Raw genomic sequence first — 19,248 nt, forward strand, 5'->3', positions numbered from 1 at the left:
ATATGCGAAGTTCATAAATAGTATAAAATTTTATAATGCATAGCGTTAAAGCAAAATTAAACGACAAACTTTCTACGCCTCCTTTTAGCCTTATCATGACCATTTAAGTAGAAAGTTGTCTCCGTTTAACGCACTTTAAATCTCGTAGGCCCAGCACTCTTGTTGTATGTCGAGCAGCTCCGGCTTACCGCTCTCTAGCTGATAGAGGTGGAATTGGCTTAAAGGGGGCGAATACACATGTAACGTAATGAGCGGTTCATCTCCAGCCTGTAGATTCGATATCTGATGGATATCATTATCTTTACTGACGGTCACACTGCCCTCTTGGAAATGAGTCGACTGAGAAGCAAAAATATGGCCATTAGCCGCCGTTTCAAACAAGGTTTCCGTTGCTTGCCCGTGTAAAATTTTTACGCCACAAGACGTATTCAAATGATCGTGTATTTTACTTCTTTGCCCATTTAGCCAACTCAAAATTAAAACTTCGCAGTGGTCATTCTTGAAAAGTCTTTGTCGGCAGTATGTTTCTTTATCAAAACTCGCCAACGACTTGATCTCTTCTTTACTCAGCTCGATGTTATCCAATATGAACCGAATGGAAGCCAGAGACATAGGTTTATTCGCCAGCTGTATTTGGTCCATAAACTCTTGGAAATTAAGCTCATAATCGTTATTAATTAACGCGGCTAACGCAGGAGATTGCGTTGGGGTAATATCAGTACGTTGCAAAATACTTACCTCTAACTATGTTTTGCTCTTCCGAACTCGAAGTTAAAAGTTCTCTTCGAACGATGAAATATAGCTGATTCGATTCAGCACAAGTTTGGAGGATATTAACACCGTTTAAATGAAATTTAACAAGCAATCACAAGTATTTACATTGATATAACAAAAGCATCTAACAACCAATTGGAAGCAACGGAATTGCCATATTGACTTGAGATTTGAATAACTGAGTAATTTGAAATAGGAACAACAAAAGAACGGCTTCCATCACGGCTACTATTGCGCGTATCAATTGATGAAATTGATTCACAAGTCAGAAGAGATCAATCACAATCAAGGTTATGCTCACTGTTGAAATTAGTCTAACTGGATACTTATGATTAATCCCAAACTCATCGCCTTACTTCCTGATCTCGCCTCGTTCATCTTAGTGGTAAATGAAGGGAGTTTTACTGCGGCAGCAAAACAGCTAGGGGTGACACCTTCAGCGCTCAGTAAGCTGATTACACGTTTAGAGAAAGCACTGTCAGTCAAGCTATTCGAACGAACCACTCGTACGCTTATTATTACTCAGGCAGGCCAATTGGTTTACGACCAGAGCGTTGTCATGATTAACGCTGCACAGCAAGCGGTTGAGTTGTCGACCTCTGATCACACAGAACCAGCAGGCTCCATAACAGTAGCGGCGCCTGAAGCTTTCTTAAACTCAGTGCTACAGCCTTTTGTTGTTCCATTTTTAAATCAGTATCCAGAAATCCAACTCAAGTTGAGAGCGGCCGATGGCGACATCGATATTTTACGTCAGGGCATCGACATCGCTTTCCGCCTAACCGATAAGCCCGACGAAAGCTTGGTTTTGAAAGAGCTTGGAAAGACAAACCTCGTGCTATGTGCGAGCCCCGACTATCTGAAAGCCAAAGGAGTTCCTAGCCACCCAACAGACCTTTCTGAACACGATTGTTTGTATCTTGCAGAGACAGACAAAGACCACATTTGGGACTTCCTTAAAGATGATGAATTTCACACGGTGCCCGTCAGTGGGCGGTACGCAGTTAACCACTCGCAAATGCGACTCAAAGGTGTGAAAGAAGGTCTAGGCGTCGGTATTTTCCATGACTTCGTGATTCAAGACGCGCTGGCTGAAGGTTCTGTTGTACAGGTATTAGAAGATTGGACCATCAAGAGTAATTACCATGGCGCCATCGCTATGCAGTTTGCACAAACCAAGTACATGCCCGCCCGCCTGCGCGTTTTCATTGACTACGCGATGGAACACTTAGGTGACAAGCTGGCAGGAGAAATAAACTGATGCTTAAAGGAATACACCACGCGGCAATAATCTGTTCAGACTACGAATTGTCGAAACGCTTTTATACGGAAGTTTTAAAACTTGAGATAATTGCCGAAAACTATCGTGAGGCTCGTCAGTCGTACAAACTTGACCTAGCGCTACCTAATGGCGCTCAAATTGAGTTGTTTAGCTTCCCTGATGCACCAGAAAGACCTAGTTTTCCAGAAGCTCAAGGGCTGAGACATTTAGCCTTTTGTGTTGATGACGTTCAGCAGTTCAAAAGCTATTTGGAAGGACAAGGAATCGACGTCGAACCGATTCGAGTGGATGAGTTTACGGGGAAATCATTTACGTTTTTCGCAGACCCAGACGGCCTACCGCTAGAGCTTTATCAAATTTAAAGTCTTATTAATAAACAAACACCTTAATAACAAAACAGACCTTCTCAAGTCGAGAAGGTCTGTTTGTGATTCAATTAGCTCAACGCCGTTTTGAACTTCTCAACACGTGAGAACAGTAACCAGTCCAAGAGCATCGCAGCCACAATCGTTGCTCCCGCCAGTGGAAACAGTACCGAAATAACCACCACCGTCACCAAGCCAGCTTTCCATAAGCCTGCATCACCAAACTTAGGTGGTGTACCGAGCTTGCGTTGGCCTGACGGTCTGCGCATCCACCACATCACACCGCCAGTCACTGACACAACGATGAACGCCAAGCAAAACAAGGCATTTAGAAGCTTATTGATGATACTAATGTCACCTTGGTGCAGAGAAATACCAACAGCTAGCGTCTTGGCAATGAAGTTGTAATCTTGCCATGTCACTTCACCCAGAATACGGCCTGAGTATTGGTCTAGGTGTGTGGTGCGATCTTGAGTTGGATCGATGATATCACCGCCCATAGTATTGGCTGTCACCGTGTAAACACCCGTTTCTGAACGTGGGAAATTCACCTTGTAATGCGTGAAACCAAGAGATCGTGCTTTCTCAATAACATCATCAATCGCGAAACTGCTCGCCGCAATGACATGTTGAGAGTGGTCTTCTCCCATCTTAGAGTGATCATGAGGTTCAGACGCCTCTTCCACATGATGAACGTGTGCTGCTGGCTTATCTTGAGACAAAGGCAGTGGTGTTTGCTCCAAGTTCCACGGTAACTCTTCTTCCGAGCCATGGTTAAGTGATGCGTGCGTCTGATCTGACAATGGAATATCGTCCCACATTTGAGCAGGGAAAGTGCTCCATGCTTGAACAAGCTTACCGCCCCAGAAACCTGTCCACGCTAACCCTGATAGGATAAAGAGCAGCAGAATAAGAGATAACGTGCCACCTAAGTTCGCATGCAAGTCTCGCATCAGTACGCGCGGTCCGGATGACACTCTCAGCTTAAGAAAGCCAGCGCGGCTTGCATTGTCTCTTGGTAACCATAGGTAAATGCCACTAACTAACAATAGAATGGATAAACTTATCGCCACTTCAATCAGATAATCCCCCCAATCACCAATCAATAAAGTTCCGTGGATGTCATTTGCCAGTTGATACAGGCTGTCGCTGCGTGGCACCTCACCGACGACTTCACCAGTATATTGATTCACAGTTGCGAAAACCGATGTGCCGTCTTCCAGAGAGACTGAAAAACGGTTCGCCAAGTCAGGCGCTTTGCTTGGTACAAATTGTGTCACTGAACCTTGCGGATATTGATTCTGCACTGCTGCTAGCTGTTGTGACACTTTAATCGGGTCGCCCGATGCAACAATCTCGATCGCATCGTGATGGAAAGCTAACTCGATTTCATCGTCAAACAACATCATTAAACCAGTAATACTTAACATCAGCATGAAAGGGATAACGAATAGCCCAGCATAGAAGTGCCAGCGCCAGGTGAGAAAGTAGAGAGTTTTATTGCGGTCTTTGTTTTTTATATTGGTTCTCGAACCGGTTGTTGCACTGCTTGTAGACTGCGAAGTCGCTTGTGCTTTCGCAGAGCTTTGAGATTCATTTCTCAACATTATTATTTCCTTTGACACACGCAAACATACCTTCTGAAGAATCAGAAAGTAATCTGAGCATGTTTAACTTTACTTAATACTTTGTTTTTTAATTATTTTAGAAGGTTAGGTTTAAGCAATATCAAAGGGAGGGCCGCGCGGGGCTTGCCTCGTGTAGCGTTCGCTTAGAGCCAAAAAAGCGTAGCTGTCTGAGACAATAGAACTCAGTCGAGTTGTCAGTAGTGTAGTTGGAAGTTCATCTTGGTGAAATGTGGAAAAATGGCTAAACGGACACGGCTTACCTTTGTGAGTATTCGGTTCGCCTTCTTCAATTTGAACCAGTTCAAAGCCGTTGACCGTACACAACGACGCCCATACTCCCGCACTGTTACCATGAGCATTGATAACAGGCATTAATGTCACTAAAGCCCAACTTAACGCTGTGGCAAGTAACATGGAGAGATTGAACGAAGTTCGGCGCATTATTCCAAATCTTTATAAATTCCCCTTATTATGAGGCACTTGCTATATAGGTAAACGTAAAGATTAACATCAGGTTAAAAAATTGAAGCTAACGCACACTCTATTTAGTTAAAAACCGGTTAAAACAGAAGCGCTAAAAAAATATTACGCACCTCAGTGCATCAAACTGATTAGAAAAAAGACAATAAAAAACGCCGCCTACATTTTCCAACAAAGGGAAATATAAGCGGCGTTTTAGAAGTTGAACTTTGTTATCTACTAACTTGTTTTGGTCACTCTAGCGAACAAGGTGGCTATCGGCAGTGATAGCTAAACAAATATAATACTAGACAAACGGAACAAATAAGCGAATTAACCGAAGATCTTACTCCAAATGCTTGGGTTACGCTTCTCATGGTACTCTTCACGAAGGCCGTCAATAGTACGAAGTTCTTGCTGTGCCGATTCTAAGTCACCTTGGTCTAGCTTCTGCTCAATGCTATCCAGTGATGCACTGATCTTTTTGAAGCCTTCCATGAAATTGTCTTCTTTCTCGACAGGGTAAACACCCGTTTTCAGCTCTGCCACTAGCGTATCTAAACGAACGATAGGCTTTTGCATCTCTTCAATGCTCTGAGCTTCTGCCGCTTGTTTGAACGCAAGCTTCATTTCTTGCATGTTTTTCTTAAGGTCAACATTAGCAAATGCGTTGCCAGACAATACTGAAGCAGCGATTAAACCAGATAAAAGGATTGAGCGAGTTTTCATTGTTTCTCCAAGGGAAGCTGTGACTTTGAAGATAGCGCCATCATTACTGTGGCACTTCGACTTTATTATTTTCGGCTAGTGTATACAAAGATCTGTCAGGCACAAAAATTGATTGTATCGAAATGCAAACCCGCCGACATTCTCTTAAATAAGAGCTGAGTATTCTGGGATTTCATTACGACCGCGTAAGGCCAAAAAGGCCAGGAATTGCTTTGGCGAATGGGTAATCACTTTACTCGAATCGACACCCACTTCATCTAACAATGCGGCGACTAAATCCAAGCCACCGACATCTAAACAGAAATGCGCATCGCTCCCTGTTGTAATAAATGCCCCCTTCGCCTTCGCTATTCTTGCAATCTCATAGCAGCGGTCAACACTGCCAACTCGGCTATTGCCTTTGAGTGTGGTGTTGTTGATTTCAATCGCCACGTTGTTCTCAACCGCACATTGAATAACGGCTTCAAAATCGAAATCAAAATTAGGATTGCCCAAGTGGCCAAGCGCATCAATTCGACCGCCCTTAATCACATTCACGAGAGCCTCTGTATGGGTCGCGACATCCGAAGGGCTAAAAACAGGCTCGTGGAAGCTGGCAATCACCCAATCTAGGTTCTTATCAACGCTCGGATGAATGTCGATTTCTCCCTGAGTGTTCATAATGTTTGATTCAACGCCGCGGATAATTGCAACGTCTTCGATAAAGCGAGGAAGCACACGCTGATTACTGAAGAACCAGTAGTGTGGCGCACCTGGCATTGATTCTGAATGATCAGTAGTACAAAACATGTCTAAGCCATTTTGTTTTGCCGACTTGGCATTCTCGATAAGCGTGCTGTAAGCATGACCACTTGCGTATGTGTGGGTGTGAGTATCTACTTTGAGTTCCATGAATCAATGCTCTCTTCGCTTGGTCTAGTCAATCAATTTTGAGTTGGGTTGGTCTAATATAGCTTCTTCAAAAATGCCCAACAGACACCTGCTTAATGTGATGCTGAGCGATTTGAAATCATATACTGTTCATCATTCAGTATTGTTAAAATTAATTCAATCGACAATAACCTGATTTCTCCCGCTATTCTTTGCTTTGTAAAGGCGCTTATCAGCAAGCATAAACAGATCATTTGGCGATGTGCTTTTCGTCGGAACGCATTCCGCTACACCTAGGCTCATCGTTACATGAGAAGCAATGGGTGAGGAACGATGAGGAATCGATTGACTGTGCAAAACCGTTAAGAATGAATTAAGGCGAGCTCTGCTTTGTTCTATAGATGTGCTTGGCAATATAATGGCAAATTCCTCGCCTCCTATGCGAGCAGCAAGGTCTGAGGGACGATTAAAAATTTGCTTCCATAACTTTGCGACTTGTTTAAGGCAAACATCTCCTTGATGGTGGCCATACGCATCATTATATTGCTTGAAAAAATCAATATCACCGATCACTAAGGTTAAAGTTTGCCCTTCGCGTTCACATCTAGACCATTCAGACTCAAACTTTTGATTGAATTTACGTCTATTAGCAAGAGAGGTTAGCTCATCAAAAAGTGCAATCTTTGTGAGATCTTGTTTTTCTCTCTGCAATTGCTCATCACGCAACTCATATTGATACAATGTTGCCAGCAACTCTTTTCTAGGAGCTTTAGTCAAATCCTTTATGGATAGTGGCGAACTAACAAACTTGGCAAAATCTCCCCTAAACAAAAAGTAGAAGATCAGCATTGGGACACTATAGCAGGCCGCAATCAGCAACTTACCCTGTATATTTCCGAATATGATAGAAACGATTTGCGGGCTCAGGCCAAAAGCTAAAACAGGAAACAGTACTCCATCCAAACAAAGGATAAAAACAAAGGCTAGCGTATAGATGAATGCCAACGCTGGTAGGTTGGAAAGGAACTTACTCACTTGTGTAAAAATAAACATCAATAACAATATTTCGAGGAGAATCAAAACCCCTCCAAGAACAAGAACTTTCAACGATACGTCAAAGATGCTGAAAGGGATTGCAAAAGGGTTCAACGCATACTCCGATTCCAGTAACCAAGCCATAAAGTTGAAACCAACAAAGGCAATCAAATCCACAGCTACTACTAACAGAAACATGTGTTTAAAAGTGCTAAAATCCCGCTCAATAATAATGAGCATTATAGTGCTCATCATGAATGCACCATAAGCAATATTTCCGCCTGAAATACTTAAATCTTCGGATAAAGGAAAGGAATAAACTGCACCAGCAAGCCCTCCCACTAAAAGTACAATACTAAGATAGTTATAAAATGCAGCTGTACGCACACGATTTTTTAACGTAGCAAAATACAATGGGAAAATTGAGTATATTCCTACATTGAGAATATAGGCTTCTAACGTCATTACTGTTCCTTCTAGGCTCAACACATACAGCACCTAGATGTTTTATAGATGTGCAAAATAACTGATGATATTAACATAATAACGCTTAATTGATAAAACACTCGGAATGCTTGTTTTTCTAGTCAGGAATATTAATAACACTAGATATGTATTGCCCACATCGAGCCTGTACAGCATCTCGGAGCAACCCTACCAACCACAACTGACCATTAGCACTTAAAGATAAGGCTTTATTCTCATTTCACTTAGCTATCGGAAGCACGACTTTGTCGCAGCGCCGCCTTAATTGCACCAATTTTTTGCAACCTACCCAAGTTCGTCAATACTTAAACCAGTTCACACGCTGGAGTGTTAGATGAGACGAAGACGTTATCCGCTGAGTATCCACATCACTAGCCTTTTCCTAATTTTGACAACGTTTGTCGGTGCAGTTTTGATATCAATAAGCTATCGGCATTCTCAAGAGCTGCTATTGGGCACAGTTCGTGAGGTCAGTAATGAGCATCGTGATAAACTGGAATCAGTGTTCAAGCAAGCAGTAGCGCCTGTCATCACCACTTTGAACGTGATGGCGGTCAGTCCGTTTGTTAATCAACAAAGCTCCTCTACCGATAAGGAGTCTTGGCTAGCATCAGTCGATATCATCTTCAAACAGAATACTAATTTAGTTGCGCTCTTCTATGGCTCGGAGGATGGCAACTTTAGAATATTCCGGCCCTTGAGCACCAATAAACAAAGGGCCGAAAATAATGCCCCTGCCAAAGCGACCATGATGGTCAGTAGCACTAATTTGGATGGTGAGAACTTTATTACCTACCACGATGGTGTGCATCAGGTCATCAGCACGGTACAAAGCGAGAGTATATTTAACCCAACGACTCGTACTTGGTATCGCAATGCAAAGCCCGATGGTTCAATCCACCTATCCGAGCCCTATCTTTTTTATTTTCTTAAAACCAATGGCATTACACTGTCTAGGCGTTCAGCCGATGGCAAGCATGTGGTAGGCGCCGACTTCACGCTGAGTTCACTCTCTTCTCAGATCAGTGAGCTGGCCTACTCTCCGCAGACCAGACTGGCTCTATTTGACCAGCACTTTAATCTTCTGGGTCAGCATCAACTGGATTTAACGACCTCTAACCTCACCTTCCAAGCTAACCATGACGATACTAATAATGTAAATGGCGCTGGAAAACTCTCTGGTAGTGAGCAGGAGCAGAGCTTTTTCAACATCCCCAAACGAGAGCAAATGGAAGCGTTAAAATCTTCAGTATTGGGGCCGCTAATCTCAGATGAGGAAAAGTTTAACCTCAATCTCAAAAACGTCGAGTACAACCTGAATACATGGGCACTGACCTTAACTCCGGTTGAGCTCACCCAAAACGTGACCCTCTATTTGGCAGAGGCGACACCACACAATGAACTGCTTTCTGACCTCATTTCAATGCGTGACAAACAGGTCGCGGTCGCGATTGGGATGTTGTTTATCTGCTTTGGTATCGTGTGGCTAGTAGCTAATCGGCTGTCCCAGCCGCTTAATACTCTGATGCAGCTTACCGATAACATTGCACGATTCGATTTCCGTCGTACCCATTATCCGAAGAGCATGATCAAAGAGGTAGCTAACCTCGCCCATTCCATCGAATTAATGGAACACACGCTTCATGACCTCATCAACTTACTTCGGGACACGGCAGGGAATCAGGAGTTCTCGATACTTGCCAAGAACATCGCTCACCAAAGCTATCTGATAACCATGGCCGAAACCATTGTGCTGTTTACTCAATCAGAGAAGAAAGATGTATTTGATACCGCCGCCAACCTAGCGATCATTCCCTTCAAAGCAGACATCAATGACTTCATCAAACACACACCTTGGTTACTGTGCAAACTCAAGTCAGGAGAGACCATCCACCTAAATCGAGAAGACAATGTACTCAACTATTATCAAGACTCTATCTTCAACTCAGACCTGTACTTGTTCCCATTATTGAACCGCGAAAAACTGTTGGTTGGTATTGTGGCGATTGGCTATGAAAGGCCGATTACCAAAGCTCAAGCAGATAAACACGCCTTTTTAAGAGAGTTATTGAGCTTTGCGGAAATAGCCAAAGACAACATTGACCAAATGCAGCAACAGAAAGACATGCTTAATGCTTTTATTGAGCTGATCGCCTCTGCGATTGATACCAAATCCCCATACACTGGAGGTCACTGCCAACGAGTACCCGAGCTGACCAAATGGTTAACCCAAGCGACTATCGATGACGACCGTTATTACCCTCAGTTCTCTCTGGACAACAAGCAGTGGGAAGAGTTGATGTTAGCCGCGTGGTTACATGACTGTGGGAAAGTCACCACCCCAGAGTATGTGGTAGACAAAGCAACCAAACTTGAGACCATTTACGACCGAATCCACGAAGTTCGTATGCGATTTGAACTACTCAAACAACAAGCCGAAACTGACTACTGGAAAGCGATGGCGAATGGTGGACTTCAAGAAGAGCAGCTACAGATCCTAGAACAAACCCTTTCCGACCTCGATGAAGAGTTTACCTTTGTTGCTCAGTGCAACCTTGGCGGAGAATCAATGACACAAGAACAGTTGGAACGATTGGACCAAATAGCCAAGCGTCAATGGAAACGAACGTTAAATGATCAACTTGGAATATCTTGGGCTGAAAAAGAGAGGTACAACTCGTGGCAGAAATCGTCACAATCTGCCGACGCTAAACCAGATAACAGTGAACAGACATTACCAGTGATGGAACCACTCCTTGCGGACAAGCCAGAGCACAAGATCCCATGGGATAATGGCTTTAACCCAGCAGAATTGTGGCAAGAAGAGTTCGTCCTTAAGCCTGGAGAGGTCAAATACAACCAAGGCGAGCTGCACAATTTGAAAGTCAGTCGTGGCACTCTCAACGAAGAAGAACGCTTCATGATCAATGACCATATCATTCAGACCTTCACCATGTTAAACAAGCTCCCTTACCCACCTTACCTGCAAAATATTCCCGAAATTGCCAGTGGGCATCATGAACGTATTGATGGTAAGGGCTACCCTCGTGGGTTGAGTGAAGATCAATTACCTTTGCCGTCCCGAGCCATGGCGATTGCTGACGTGTTTGAAGCCCTGACTTCCAGCGACCGTCCGTATAAAAAAGGAAAACTGCTCAGTGAATCGCTCAATATCATGACCAACATGGCCACCAGCGGTCATATTGATCCTAAGCTCTATTTACTGTTCCTAGAAAACAGAATTTACAACAAATACGCAGAGCGATTCCTTGCTCCAAACCAACGATGCGAAGTTGATGAGACAAAACATATCAACAAAGTAAAAGAGTATATTCGCTCACTTTTTTGAACCGTTACTGACAAGGTTTAGCGCTTAACTATTGGCTGTAAACCCAACACCGAGCTCTCTTTGGAGTTGCTCGTTGGCTTGGCTGCTTGCCCATCTTTACTACGCTTTTTAGCTAACAAGGTATTGGTGATGCTCGCCACGACAATGAGGTTAATGCCAATCATCTGCTGAGTAGAAAACACATCATCAAAGAATAACCCCTGCCATAACGCGCTAAACAACATGTTTGTAAAAATTAGAGGTGCCAACTGGGAACCGCTATCTGCCAGCTTATACGCTTTGGAACGGAAGATTTGGGTATTGATGGTAAACAGTGCAAGGCCGAAAGCTACGAGAGCAATCCAGCGTAAATCATCAAAAGACAGTAACGCCGACAAGGTTCCTTTCTCTGCACTTTCAAGCACATCAGGCACCGCAGAAACTGAAGTAAACACCACCATTGGAATCACAATGATTGCCGCGACTAAGAAGGTCCACGCATTGAGCTCTGCTGGCGAAAGGCTGGTTTTAGACGCCCGGTACAAGCTCACTTGCGAGCCTGAATTAAACATGCCCGCCATTAAACCAAGCAGCAGTGCTGGTCTAAAGAACTCTGAGCCAAATTCAAACTGCGACCAATCCCCTGCCATCATCACTACACCAACAAAGGTGACAACTAAACACACTATCGTCGTTGTACGAATCTTGGTTCTAAATATTAACTTTTCTAACAATGGAATAAACAGAGGACCAGTGCTGAACAACACTACCCCTTCAACAAGCGTTAAGGTTTGCAGTGAAGTAAGGAAACACCACTGACACGCCACCATAAAGATCGCCCGCATCACCAAAGGTTTCCACATTTCTCGTGTCGGCTTGCTGATTTTGTAAAAGGTCAGAAAAAGAAATAAGAACAGACTGGGTAAAAAAAACCGCACAAAACTGAGTAACGAAGTGGGCATCACTTCAGATAGATATTTGGCCATTAAGCCACTTAAAGACAAACTGAACGTCGACAACAACATGAAAGTCGTTGCCTTGGTAATATCAGACATAATTATCACCTCCTATTACACCCATTTTAGTGGCGTGACGTGATGAAAAATAGCGAGTAATATTAACCATAACTGTAAGGAAAACTTACCAATGAAAAAACTCGTTCCGCTTAAATCCGTTTACGCTTTCATTGCCGTTGCTGAAACTGGCAGCATGACTGACGCCGCGCGGGTGTTGTATGTCAGTCACTCAGCGGTAAGCCAATCCATAAAGTCGTTAGAACAACTGGTCAACAAGCCTTTGTTTCAACGAGTCGGCCGTCGTGTTGTTCTTAATGCCGCAGGTAAGCGTTATTACCGCAAAGTCGCGCCCGCACTTGAGCAAGTGATAGAGGCGACCGAAGAGCTTGCCAGAACACCTAACGACCACCGCATTACCCTCAACATGGTCAATTCACTCGCGATGCATTGGTGGATTCCCCGCGTCCCCGATTTCCAAGCTTTTTCTCCCTCACTTGATATCCGTATTTCCACCTTAACTGGCCCTTTTGATCTAGAGCAGGAAGGTGTCGATATTGCCCTTGTGCACGGCAAACCGAATGAATGGGATCAGTATTACAGCGAAAAGCTTGGCGATGATGATCTGGTCTTGGTATGCAGTCCAACTCTGCTAAAAAACCAGAGTGAGTTAAGCGTTCAACAACTCGTCAAACAAAACCCGACCATTGGTGTTTTTAACCTAAGGCGACAACACGACTGGCAGGTATGGTGCGACAATTACCAAATCCCACTGCCCACATTCCATAGCAATCTAACATTCGATGTCTCCATTCAAGCCGTGCAAGCTGCAATTCGCTCATTAGGCGTATTAGTAACGCATCGCTTGTTTGTGAAAGATGATATTAGCCACGGCATGCTGGTAGAGCTTGGCGATCCAGTAGCTAACCCGCACCAAGATTTCTACTTTGTTTGCCCGAAAAACAAATTAAAACAAGAAAGTGTGCTAAAACTGAGAACATGGTTGAGACATGAATTCACACGCTCAGAGACAATAATCAGCGGTGATATTCAGGAATAAAACTGCTCCAGCCCAAATACAGCTAGCCGTTATTCAGCTAGTTACAACTCATCTAACTTACAGAGGCCATTATGATTATTACCACTACGCAATCTGTCGAAGGCAAACGCATTGTCGATTACAAAGGGGTTATTGCCGGAGAAGCTATCCTAGGGGTGAACGTGTTTAAAGATATGTTTTCGGGTATTCGTGACTTTGTGGGTGGGCGTTCTGGCACTTACGAAAAAGAGCTGGAGAAAGCACGTAACTACGCATTCAAAGAGCTAGAACAGAAAGCGATTGAAGCAGGTGCCAACGCGGTAGTTGGTGTCGATATTGATTACGAAGTGCTTGGCACAGGTAATGGCATGCTGATGGTTTCAGCAAGCGGCACAGCAGTGGTTGTGGCTTAGTTGAATCACTCGCTAAATCGTGTGATTACCTAAAAAAACGCCCCTTAGCTAAATCGTTAGCTAAGGGGCGTTATTGTATTCGTTGGACAACTTAGGCTTGAATAGCTCTAACTCGCACGACCTGCTGGCTCAGAGATCATGGCATCAAAAGAGGCCATTCGAGCCAAAAATTCTTTCCTATCTTTAGGCATAATTGAGCTTGCCATCGGTAAGTTAGCCTTCATCGCATCGACTGCTCGACCACGAACCAATACCTCAAAGTGCAAATGAGGACCTGTGATACGGCCAGTTGCACCTGATAACGCGATTTTCTGACCTCGCTTAATTTGCTGACCTTTCTTAACGAGGAAGCGGCTCAAGTGAAGATAACGTGTCGTGTATACGCTGTTATGTTCAATCACCAAGTATTTCCCGGCATAAGGGTGGTCACGAAGCGCCACAACACGGCCATCACCCGTTGAGTATACGGGTGCGCCCACAGGCGTCGCAAAGTCAGTACCATTGTGTGGCGAAATACGCCCTGTCACTGGGTGTCTTCGTTTAGGGTTGAACGATGAGGTAATTCTTCGGAATTTTCTGTCTACAGGGTATCTATCGAAAGCTTGCTCTAGACTATTACCCTCTCTGTCGTAGAAAAGACCGTCAGGCGCAAGAAACGCCGCCACTTCTCGGTTTCTTAATTGAATTGAGATACCTTGAACTTCTGTTTTGCCCGTTAAATGATCATTCGTGTACTGCTCTTTGACCAGTACATTAAAGCTGTCACCTGCTCTTAGTTCACGAGCGAAGTTAACTTTATCTTTCAACGTGCGAGTAATATTGGCTATCTGAGCTGTCGTAAGCCCCGCTTTGTATGCAGATGTTGAAAAGCTACCATGAACACTGCCCGCGTAGAGTTTTTCCTTCCATTCACCAGGCATTTCATGAAATTGGTAGTTAAAGCTTCCATCATCACTTTTCGTAAAGACAGCTTGTTCTACGAGACTTTCATGGAAAATGAGCTCTACGAGTTGTTTAGAGTCACTATCCAATAGCAACTCTAGATGGTCACCAGGCTTTATTGTGTCGAGTTTCAAAGATTCAAGATCCGCTTCCATGACCTTGTGAACCGTTTCATAGGGCAGATTCCACGATTCGAATATATTACTGAGGGTATCCCCAACCTTCACAAAGTAGTGAATTTTGATCATTGAGTTCGAATTGGTTTGTGGCGGCGCCTGTTCCTCACCGTCCGTGTGCAGTTCTTGATAAGGCGTGACTTTTATCGAGATTTCTTTTTCTGGTTCAGGATGAAAAGAGAGCAAAGCAGCAAGGGAAAATGCGCTGATAGCAATAACGATCAGGCCAATACGGAGGAACTTCATAAAATACTTAGCGGTTATAACGAGGAACTTAGAAAGTGTTATAACATAACAATTCATTCAAAGAAATAAATGAAATGTAAGAAACCGCAGCGCGATAGGCGTGAAAATATGGTGGGCATGCAAGGCCCACCATCTTAGTTAACACTACTCTTTATCTAGCATTATTCTTCACGAAGTGCTTCGAAGCGTTCTAAGCCACGCAGCATCTCAAAGTCAGGTTCATCAGCCAATAACTCTCGCATTGAACCACTGGCTTCGATAGAGCGCTCTAAGTCATCGATCGCTTGGCCTTCAGCACCTAACCTTGCGTAGGCACAAGCACGTTGATACAAGGCGTGAGCATTTTGATCGTCCACTTCCAACACGCGATTACATAAGCTCATCGCCCAGTGGTATTCCTGCATGTCCATTGCGGCATCGGCTTTGTAAGTTAGTGCTTCCAAATCACCCGGGCGAACTTTTAAGATCTCATCGTAGATTTCAATTTTCTGCTCGGCGGTTTGAGCATTCTGAGCCCTCAACCATAAATTATGAATTTCATTGATGATTTCGATTTCTCGGTTGTTCTCTGAGATGATTCGAGTCTTACGCTTAAGATCCCTTTCAAGAACGTTAAACTTCTTCTCATAATCTTGGGCTATGTCGTTGAGTCGTCGGTCAGCCATCTCTTTGGTGGTGTGTTTCAACTCTTTGAGTGATTGCCAACCCACCAATGCAATTAGGGAGGCAACACCGGCAATAATGTAGAAGAAGTAGGTTACGGTTACATTGGCGTAATTCAGAGACTTGTCTGCCACAGTCAGTTCCCGGTCAGTCATCTGAATGGTCAAGCGTCTTTCAAGATCTTGCTGTTCCATTCGTAGTTGCTTCAGCTCATCCAAGATATAGCGCTCCATCAGCGGTCTATCCAAATACTCTTGTTCAGAGTACTTAACCTCTTCGCTTGCAAAACTCATCGCGCTGAACACCGAGATAACTGCAATCAATAAGATTCGAAGCATTATACATTCCTTATATATTTATCTTTAGACTAACTGTATCTCGTAATAAGCATACAAGCTAGGAAGTCGACAATTTTGCCATGTCCATATTGGAATTAACACTCTAAAACATCATTGATAATTATAAAACACCTGAAGCAACATCATTAATTTCTAAATTATAAAAATACCGCGTAATACTGTTCTATATAATTAATTCGCGATGCGAATATACCAAAAATTGATTTATTGCATCGAGATGAATCTTATATTAATAACGATCAGAGCGAGGTTAATTTGAATAATCCACGATACGATTTATTAAGCCGTGTACTGCACTGGGTAATGGCTTCTGTAATCATCTACGCAACAATAGCAGGGGATGTGATGCACTATGTCACCAGCCATCCAGAGCTGTTTTCTTTTTTGTCAGTGCTCAACATGTCATTGGCGACCGTTGCGACACCGCTGCTCGTGGTGCGTTATATCTGGAGCCACTTTCGCTCATCGCCAAACATGCCAACCTCTGTGCCTGAAGGGCAAAAATGTGTAGCTAAGCTTGCACATTCTTTGATGTACCTTGTGATGTTTATGGTTTTCAGCACCGGTTACTTAATGCTAAAGGAGCCGTACTCTTTATTTTGGCTAGTGGGCGTAAATAACCTAATTACCAACTCTGCAATCAACGGCTTCTTTTTCTATCTACATCGTGCCAGTTGTATTGTCCTCGCCTGTTTAATTGTGCTGCATATCAGTGCCGCCCTTAAACACCACTTTGTCTCTAAGAACTATGTATTGAAGATGATGCTCTAGAATCAGAGAACTCAGGACGGTTTACACAAACAAAAAAGCCATAGCATGTTCGCTATGGCTTTCTTATTTCAATTCGCTTACTTGGTTTGGGTATCAAGCATCACTTGCCAGTATTCACATTTTGCCAAGAACTCTTTTAAATAAAGTTCTGGGTTAGCAAGCTTCTCGCCGCCTTTAACATCGGCGCCAGTCACTCGCCAAAAGCCTCGAGTTACCAAGTTTCGATGATAAATAAAATCGTTAAGTTCATTTGTCTTCAAAGGAAGCTGCTCACCAAACGTCTGTTCGTATAGGCTCAACGTAGAGGCTTGTTCACTTGAGGTCTCCCTTAAAAAGGTATCCAGATCCAAACCTAATGACTGTTGCTGCTCTTTTGATAATGCTTTAGTTAATTTAGAGATCACAGTAAACAGCGCCAGTTCTACTTTTTGTGATGCTAATAACGACGCACCCAAAAGTGCATGTTCATTGGATACGTGTTGCTCTGTTGATGAAACGGTAGCTGTTGTCACTGTGTTAACCTCAAATAGTCATAATGGATGTTAGGGAGCGATTCCAATTACGCGCTTTTGCTAAACTGGATTTGTTCAGCATCAACAATCATAAAGCCAGTTGCGTCTTCGCTCTTCTCTACTTTTACTAAACCTTTAAAGCCTATTTGCGACAACTTTTTCGCAAGGTGCTCTGGCGCTGTTTCAAAAACAACCGTCATAAAAGGTAAGTGCTCTGCGTCAACAAAGCCATGCTCGTTAAACAGTTCCATTGCTTGAGATAAATGGTCTGAGTCGGTTAATTCAATAATTTCTACAACTTCTTCCAACAACATTTTCGATTCCATATTCGCCAGAAAGTGACTGACACAAGCACTTACGTTTTGCTCGCATACATCCCGATGCCCGAAGACACCCCTTTAGTAGTAGGGGGATCATAACATATTAATAATCGAAAAATATGTTTAATTTCCCTAACCCATTGGGAATATTAGAAAACAATAGAAACTGGTGAAGCATAGACAAGACCAATTCGTCTTATTGAAAGCAACAGCCTGATTTTGGGCAATTAGGCTAACTGATCTGCACCAGAAGTTTTGGACACTGAGTTAAGTGAGTACAATCACTAACGAGGTGAACAATGACAACTAAGAAAACACGAATCAAACATGCTCCTGAATTTAAATCCGAAGCACTTAAGTTGGCAGAGAAAGTCGGTGTCGCTGCTGCGGCACGACAGCTATCGTTGTATGAATCTCAAATTTATGGATGGCGTAAAGCCGTCAAAAAAGATGCGAAAATCAGCGATAGAGAAAGGGAACTCGCCACTGAAAATGCCAAACTCAAACGGTTATTGGCTGAGCAAGCTGAAGAGCTAGATATCGTAAAAAAGGCCGCCACCTACTTCGCGAAAAATCTAAAGTAGATTGCTATGAGTTTATGCTCGAACACCTTATGCAATATAGGATTGTCCGTATGGCTAAGGTGTTTGGGGTTTCTCGAAGTGGGTTTTATTATTGGATTGATAATCGCCATAAAGTCACTCAACGCAACGAGCACCGAAAGCAGCTTGACAGCAAAGTTCGAGAAGTCTTTGATGATAAAAAGGAACGCGACGGTGCAAGGCGTATTCAAAAAGAACTTGAGGCAAATGGTAATAAGCACGATGTAAAAACCATTGCCACGAGCATGAAGCGCCAGAGCTTAGTCGCGAAGGCAGCCCGTAAGTTTAAATGTACGACAGACAGCAAGCATAGGCTTCCTGTTGCCCCGAACTTGCTAGAGCAAGATTTTAATGCGACAGCACCAAACCAAAAATGGGCTGGAGATATTACCTATCTAGCGACAAGCGAAGGTTGGATGTATTTGGCGGTTGTTATCGACTTGTACTCACGGCAAGTAGTTGGTTGGTCAATGAGCACCAGAATGACCGCGACTCTGGTCTGTGATGCGCTATCAATGGCATTGTTCCGTAGAGGCATGCCCGAAGGGGTAATTATCCATAGTGATAGAGGTAGCCAATATTGTTCAAAAGATTACAGAGACTTAATCTCAGCCCATAATCTAAAACAAAGTATGAGTAGGAAGGGAAATTGCTGGGATAACGCCTGTGTTGAAAGCTTTTTCCACTCAATGAAAGTAGAAGCCGTTCAATACGAGCCGATAATGACGCGAGAAGAGATGCGCCAAGCACTTTTTGAATATATCGAAGTTGATTATAATCGAACAAGAAGGCACAGTGCCCTTGGGTATCTAAGTCCAGTTAACTTTGAAAAACAATATGTCGCTTAATGCGGTGTCCAGTCTAACTGGAGCAGATCAAACGTAGCTTGAGAATCGCCCGTTTCTACAATCGATTCTTGTAACAAGCCAGCATAAATACCATTGTGCGCCACCAGTTGTTGATGATTACCTTGCTCAACAATTTCACCCTTTTCCAACACCAAAATGGTGTCTGAGTGACGAACAGTACTCAAACGGTGGGCAATCGCAATCACGGTTTTCTCTTTGAACAGACGCTGCATCGCTTTTTGAATGAGATCCTCGGTAATCGAATCTACCGAGCTGGTTGCCTCATCTAGCATCATCAGTTGTCCACCTTGGGCGACAGCTCTAGCGAACGAAATCAGCTGCGTCTGCCCTACCGATAAGTTTGTCGGGTGGACGACACTTGTTACCA

General features: G+C 43.5%; 18 protein-coding genes and 1 pseudogene. 7 read left to right on the forward strand and 12 right to left on the reverse strand.

The genetic code is table 11. From position 1 onward, the window contains the following. Window positions 1-135: 135 nt before the first annotated feature. The gene (locus tag BCU34_RS13765) at window positions 136-729 is read right to left on the reverse strand and encodes a cysteine dioxygenase (RefSeq protein ID WP_102431495.1); all 594 of its coding nucleotides are present in this window, start codon (window positions 727-729) and stop codon (window positions 136-138) included. Between the two features lie 373 nt (window positions 730-1,102). Here BCU34_RS13765 and BCU34_RS13770 point away from each other — a divergent pair, with 373 nt between their 5' ends. Next, entirely contained in the window at window positions 1,103-2,035 is a 933-nt protein-coding gene (locus BCU34_RS13770) for a LysR family transcriptional regulator (protein WP_102431494.1), read from the forward strand. Then, window positions 2,035-2,418: a VOC family protein gene (locus BCU34_RS13775; protein ID WP_048608779.1), complete on the forward strand. Its 384-nt coding sequence runs from the start codon at window positions 2,035-2,037 to the stop codon at window positions 2,416-2,418. Before BCU34_RS13770 ends, BCU34_RS13775 begins: the two co-directional genes overlap by 1 nt. Window positions 2,419-2,492: 74 nt before the next feature. On the opposite strand, the gene BCU34_RS13780 is transcribed toward BCU34_RS13775, so the two are convergent. The 5 genes from BCU34_RS13780 to BCU34_RS13800 form a co-directional block, all read right to left on the reverse strand. Further along, window positions 2,493-4,028 (reverse strand): PepSY-associated TM helix domain-containing protein, encoded by a 1,536-nt coding sequence (locus BCU34_RS13780; protein ID WP_102478897.1) that lies wholly within the window; start codon window positions 4,026-4,028, stop codon window positions 2,493-2,495. A gap of 111 nt (window positions 4,029-4,139) precedes the next feature. After that, complete coding sequence (locus BCU34_RS13785) at window positions 4,140-4,490, reverse strand: hypothetical protein (protein ID WP_048663368.1); 351 nt, start codon at window positions 4,488-4,490, stop codon at window positions 4,140-4,142. Window positions 4,491-4,841: 351 nt separating this feature from the next. Continuing rightward, window positions 4,842-5,237, reverse strand: coding sequence for a cytochrome b562 (locus BCU34_RS13790; protein WP_017100642.1), 396 nt, complete (start codon window positions 5,235-5,237; stop codon window positions 4,842-4,844). 144 nt (window positions 5,238-5,381) lie between these two features. After that, on the reverse strand, window positions 5,382-6,128 hold the full coding sequence (locus tag BCU34_RS13795) for a phosphatase (protein ID WP_055319406.1): 747 nt from the start codon (window positions 6,126-6,128) through the stop codon (window positions 5,382-5,384). Window positions 6,129-6,284: 156 nt separating this feature from the next. Next, complete coding sequence (locus tag BCU34_RS13800) at window positions 6,285-7,607, reverse strand: GGDEF domain-containing protein (RefSeq protein ID WP_055319405.1); 1,323 nt, start codon at window positions 7,605-7,607, stop codon at window positions 6,285-6,287. A gap of 355 nt (window positions 7,608-7,962) precedes the next feature. On the opposite strand from BCU34_RS13800, the gene BCU34_RS13805 reads away from it, so the two are divergent. Next, a complete protein-coding gene (locus tag BCU34_RS13805; protein ID WP_102479186.1) occupies window positions 7,963-10,977 on the forward strand; it encodes an HD domain-containing phosphohydrolase in 3,015 nt (1,004 codons plus the stop codon). Window positions 10,978-10,994: 17 nt separating this feature from the next. On the opposite strand, the gene BCU34_RS13810 is transcribed toward BCU34_RS13805, so the two are convergent. Next, window positions 10,995-12,011, reverse strand: coding sequence for a DMT family transporter (locus BCU34_RS13810; RefSeq protein ID WP_102479185.1), 1,017 nt, complete (start codon window positions 12,009-12,011; stop codon window positions 10,995-10,997). A 91-nt stretch (window positions 12,012-12,102) separates the two neighbouring features. Between BCU34_RS13810 and BCU34_RS13815 the strand changes: the two genes are divergently transcribed. Together BCU34_RS13815 and BCU34_RS13820 are read left to right on the forward strand one after the other, a co-directional pair. Next, entirely contained in the window at window positions 12,103-13,029 is a 927-nt protein-coding gene (locus BCU34_RS13815) for a LysR substrate-binding domain-containing protein (RefSeq protein ID WP_102479184.1), read from the forward strand. A 71-nt stretch (window positions 13,030-13,100) separates the two neighbouring features. Beyond that, complete coding sequence (locus BCU34_RS13820; protein WP_004730185.1) at window positions 13,101-13,421, forward strand: heavy metal-binding domain-containing protein; 321 nt, start codon at window positions 13,101-13,103, stop codon at window positions 13,419-13,421. Window positions 13,422-13,528: 107 nt separating this feature from the next. Here the strand turns inward: BCU34_RS13820 and BCU34_RS13825 are convergent, their stop codons facing one another. After that, window positions 13,529-14,785, reverse strand: a complete 1,257-nt coding sequence (locus tag BCU34_RS13825; RefSeq protein WP_102479183.1) for a peptidoglycan DD-metalloendopeptidase family protein — start codon at window positions 14,783-14,785, stop codon at window positions 13,529-13,531. A gap of 161 nt (window positions 14,786-14,946) precedes the next feature. Beyond that, complete coding sequence (locus BCU34_RS13830; protein WP_065677759.1) at window positions 14,947-15,786, reverse strand: tetratricopeptide repeat protein; 840 nt, start codon at window positions 15,784-15,786, stop codon at window positions 14,947-14,949. Window positions 15,787-16,062: 276 nt separating this feature from the next. Here BCU34_RS13830 and BCU34_RS13835 point away from each other — a divergent pair, with 276 nt between their 5' ends. Continuing rightward, complete coding sequence (locus BCU34_RS13835; protein WP_102479187.1) at window positions 16,063-16,578, forward strand: cytochrome b; 516 nt, start codon at window positions 16,063-16,065, stop codon at window positions 16,576-16,578. Between the two features lie 77 nt (window positions 16,579-16,655). Here BCU34_RS13835 and BCU34_RS13840 read toward each other — a convergent pair whose 3' ends face one another. Then, complete coding sequence (locus BCU34_RS13840; protein ID WP_048659122.1) at window positions 16,656-17,090, reverse strand: hypothetical protein; 435 nt, start codon at window positions 17,088-17,090, stop codon at window positions 16,656-16,658. 47 nt (window positions 17,091-17,137) lie between these two features. Further along, on the reverse strand, window positions 17,138-17,404 hold the full coding sequence (locus tag BCU34_RS13845) for a hypothetical protein (RefSeq protein WP_048659121.1): 267 nt from the start codon (window positions 17,402-17,404) through the stop codon (window positions 17,138-17,140). Between the two features lie 305 nt (window positions 17,405-17,709). On the opposite strand from BCU34_RS13845, the gene BCU34_RS13850 reads away from it, so the two are divergent. Then, window positions 17,710-18,860 (forward strand): IS3 family transposase gene (locus BCU34_RS13850; RefSeq protein WP_102480628.1). Its coding sequence is split into 2 segments (ribosomal slippage): window positions 17,710-17,953 and window positions 17,953-18,860, totalling 1,152 coding nucleotides; the frame shifts between segments, so codons are not numbered across the junction. On the opposite strand, the pseudogene BCU34_RS13855 reads toward BCU34_RS13850, so the two are convergent. Beyond that, window positions 18,857-19,225: pseudogene (locus tag BCU34_RS13855) on the reverse strand (ABC transporter ATP-binding protein); the annotation flags it as partial. The gene BCU34_RS13850 and the pseudogene BCU34_RS13855 sit on opposite strands and share 4 nt — an antisense overlap. Between the last annotated feature and the right edge of the window lie 23 nt (window positions 19,226-19,248).

Source organism: Vibrio sp. 10N.286.45.E10, assembly GCF_002874195.2.
GTDB lineage: Bacteria > Pseudomonadota > Gammaproteobacteria > Enterobacterales > Vibrionaceae > Vibrio > Vibrio crassostreae.

What these genes read in the sequence shown, in the direction of transcription:
- BCU34_RS13805 (WP_102479186.1), top strand. Translation starts at nt 7,963, where the DNA reads ATGAGACGAAGACGTTATCCGCTGAGTATCCACATCACTAGCCTTTTC.
- BCU34_RS13775 (WP_048608779.1), top strand. Translation starts at nt 2,035, where the DNA reads ATGCTTAAAGGAATACACCACGCGGCAATAATCTGTTCAGACTACGAA.
- BCU34_RS13845 (WP_048659121.1), bottom strand. Translation starts at nt 17,404, where the DNA reads ATGTTGTTGGAAGAAGTTGTAGAAATTATTGAATTAACCGACTCAGAC.
- BCU34_RS13820 (WP_004730185.1), top strand. Translation starts at nt 13,101, where the DNA reads ATGATTATTACCACTACGCAATCTGTCGAAGGCAAACGCATTGTCGAT.
- BCU34_RS13825 (WP_102479183.1), bottom strand. Translation starts at nt 14,785, where the DNA reads ATGAAGTTCCTCCGTATTGGCCTGATCGTTATTGCTATCAGCGCATTT.
- BCU34_RS13800 (WP_055319405.1), bottom strand. Translation starts at nt 7,607, where the DNA reads ATGACGTTAGAAGCCTATATTCTCAATGTAGGAATATACTCAATTTTC.
- BCU34_RS13770 (WP_102431494.1), top strand. Translation starts at nt 1,103, where the DNA reads ATGATTAATCCCAAACTCATCGCCTTACTTCCTGATCTCGCCTCGTTC.
- BCU34_RS13795 (WP_055319406.1), bottom strand. Translation starts at nt 6,128, where the DNA reads ATGGAACTCAAAGTAGATACTCACACCCACACATACGCAAGTGGTCAT.
- BCU34_RS13780 (WP_102478897.1), bottom strand. Translation starts at nt 4,028, where the DNA reads ATGTTGAGAAATGAATCTCAAAGCTCTGCGAAAGCACAAGCGACTTCG.
- BCU34_RS13810 (WP_102479185.1), bottom strand. Translation starts at nt 12,011, where the DNA reads ATGTCTGATATTACCAAGGCAACGACTTTCATGTTGTTGTCGACGTTC.
- BCU34_RS13790 (WP_017100642.1), bottom strand. Translation starts at nt 5,237, where the DNA reads ATGAAAACTCGCTCAATCCTTTTATCTGGTTTAATCGCTGCTTCAGTA.
- BCU34_RS13815 (WP_102479184.1), top strand. Translation starts at nt 12,103, where the DNA reads ATGAAAAAACTCGTTCCGCTTAAATCCGTTTACGCTTTCATTGCCGTT.
- BCU34_RS13830 (WP_065677759.1), bottom strand. Translation starts at nt 15,786, where the DNA reads ATGCTTCGAATCTTATTGATTGCAGTTATCTCGGTGTTCAGCGCGATG.
- BCU34_RS13785 (WP_048663368.1), bottom strand. Translation starts at nt 4,490, where the DNA reads ATGCGCCGAACTTCGTTCAATCTCTCCATGTTACTTGCCACAGCGTTA.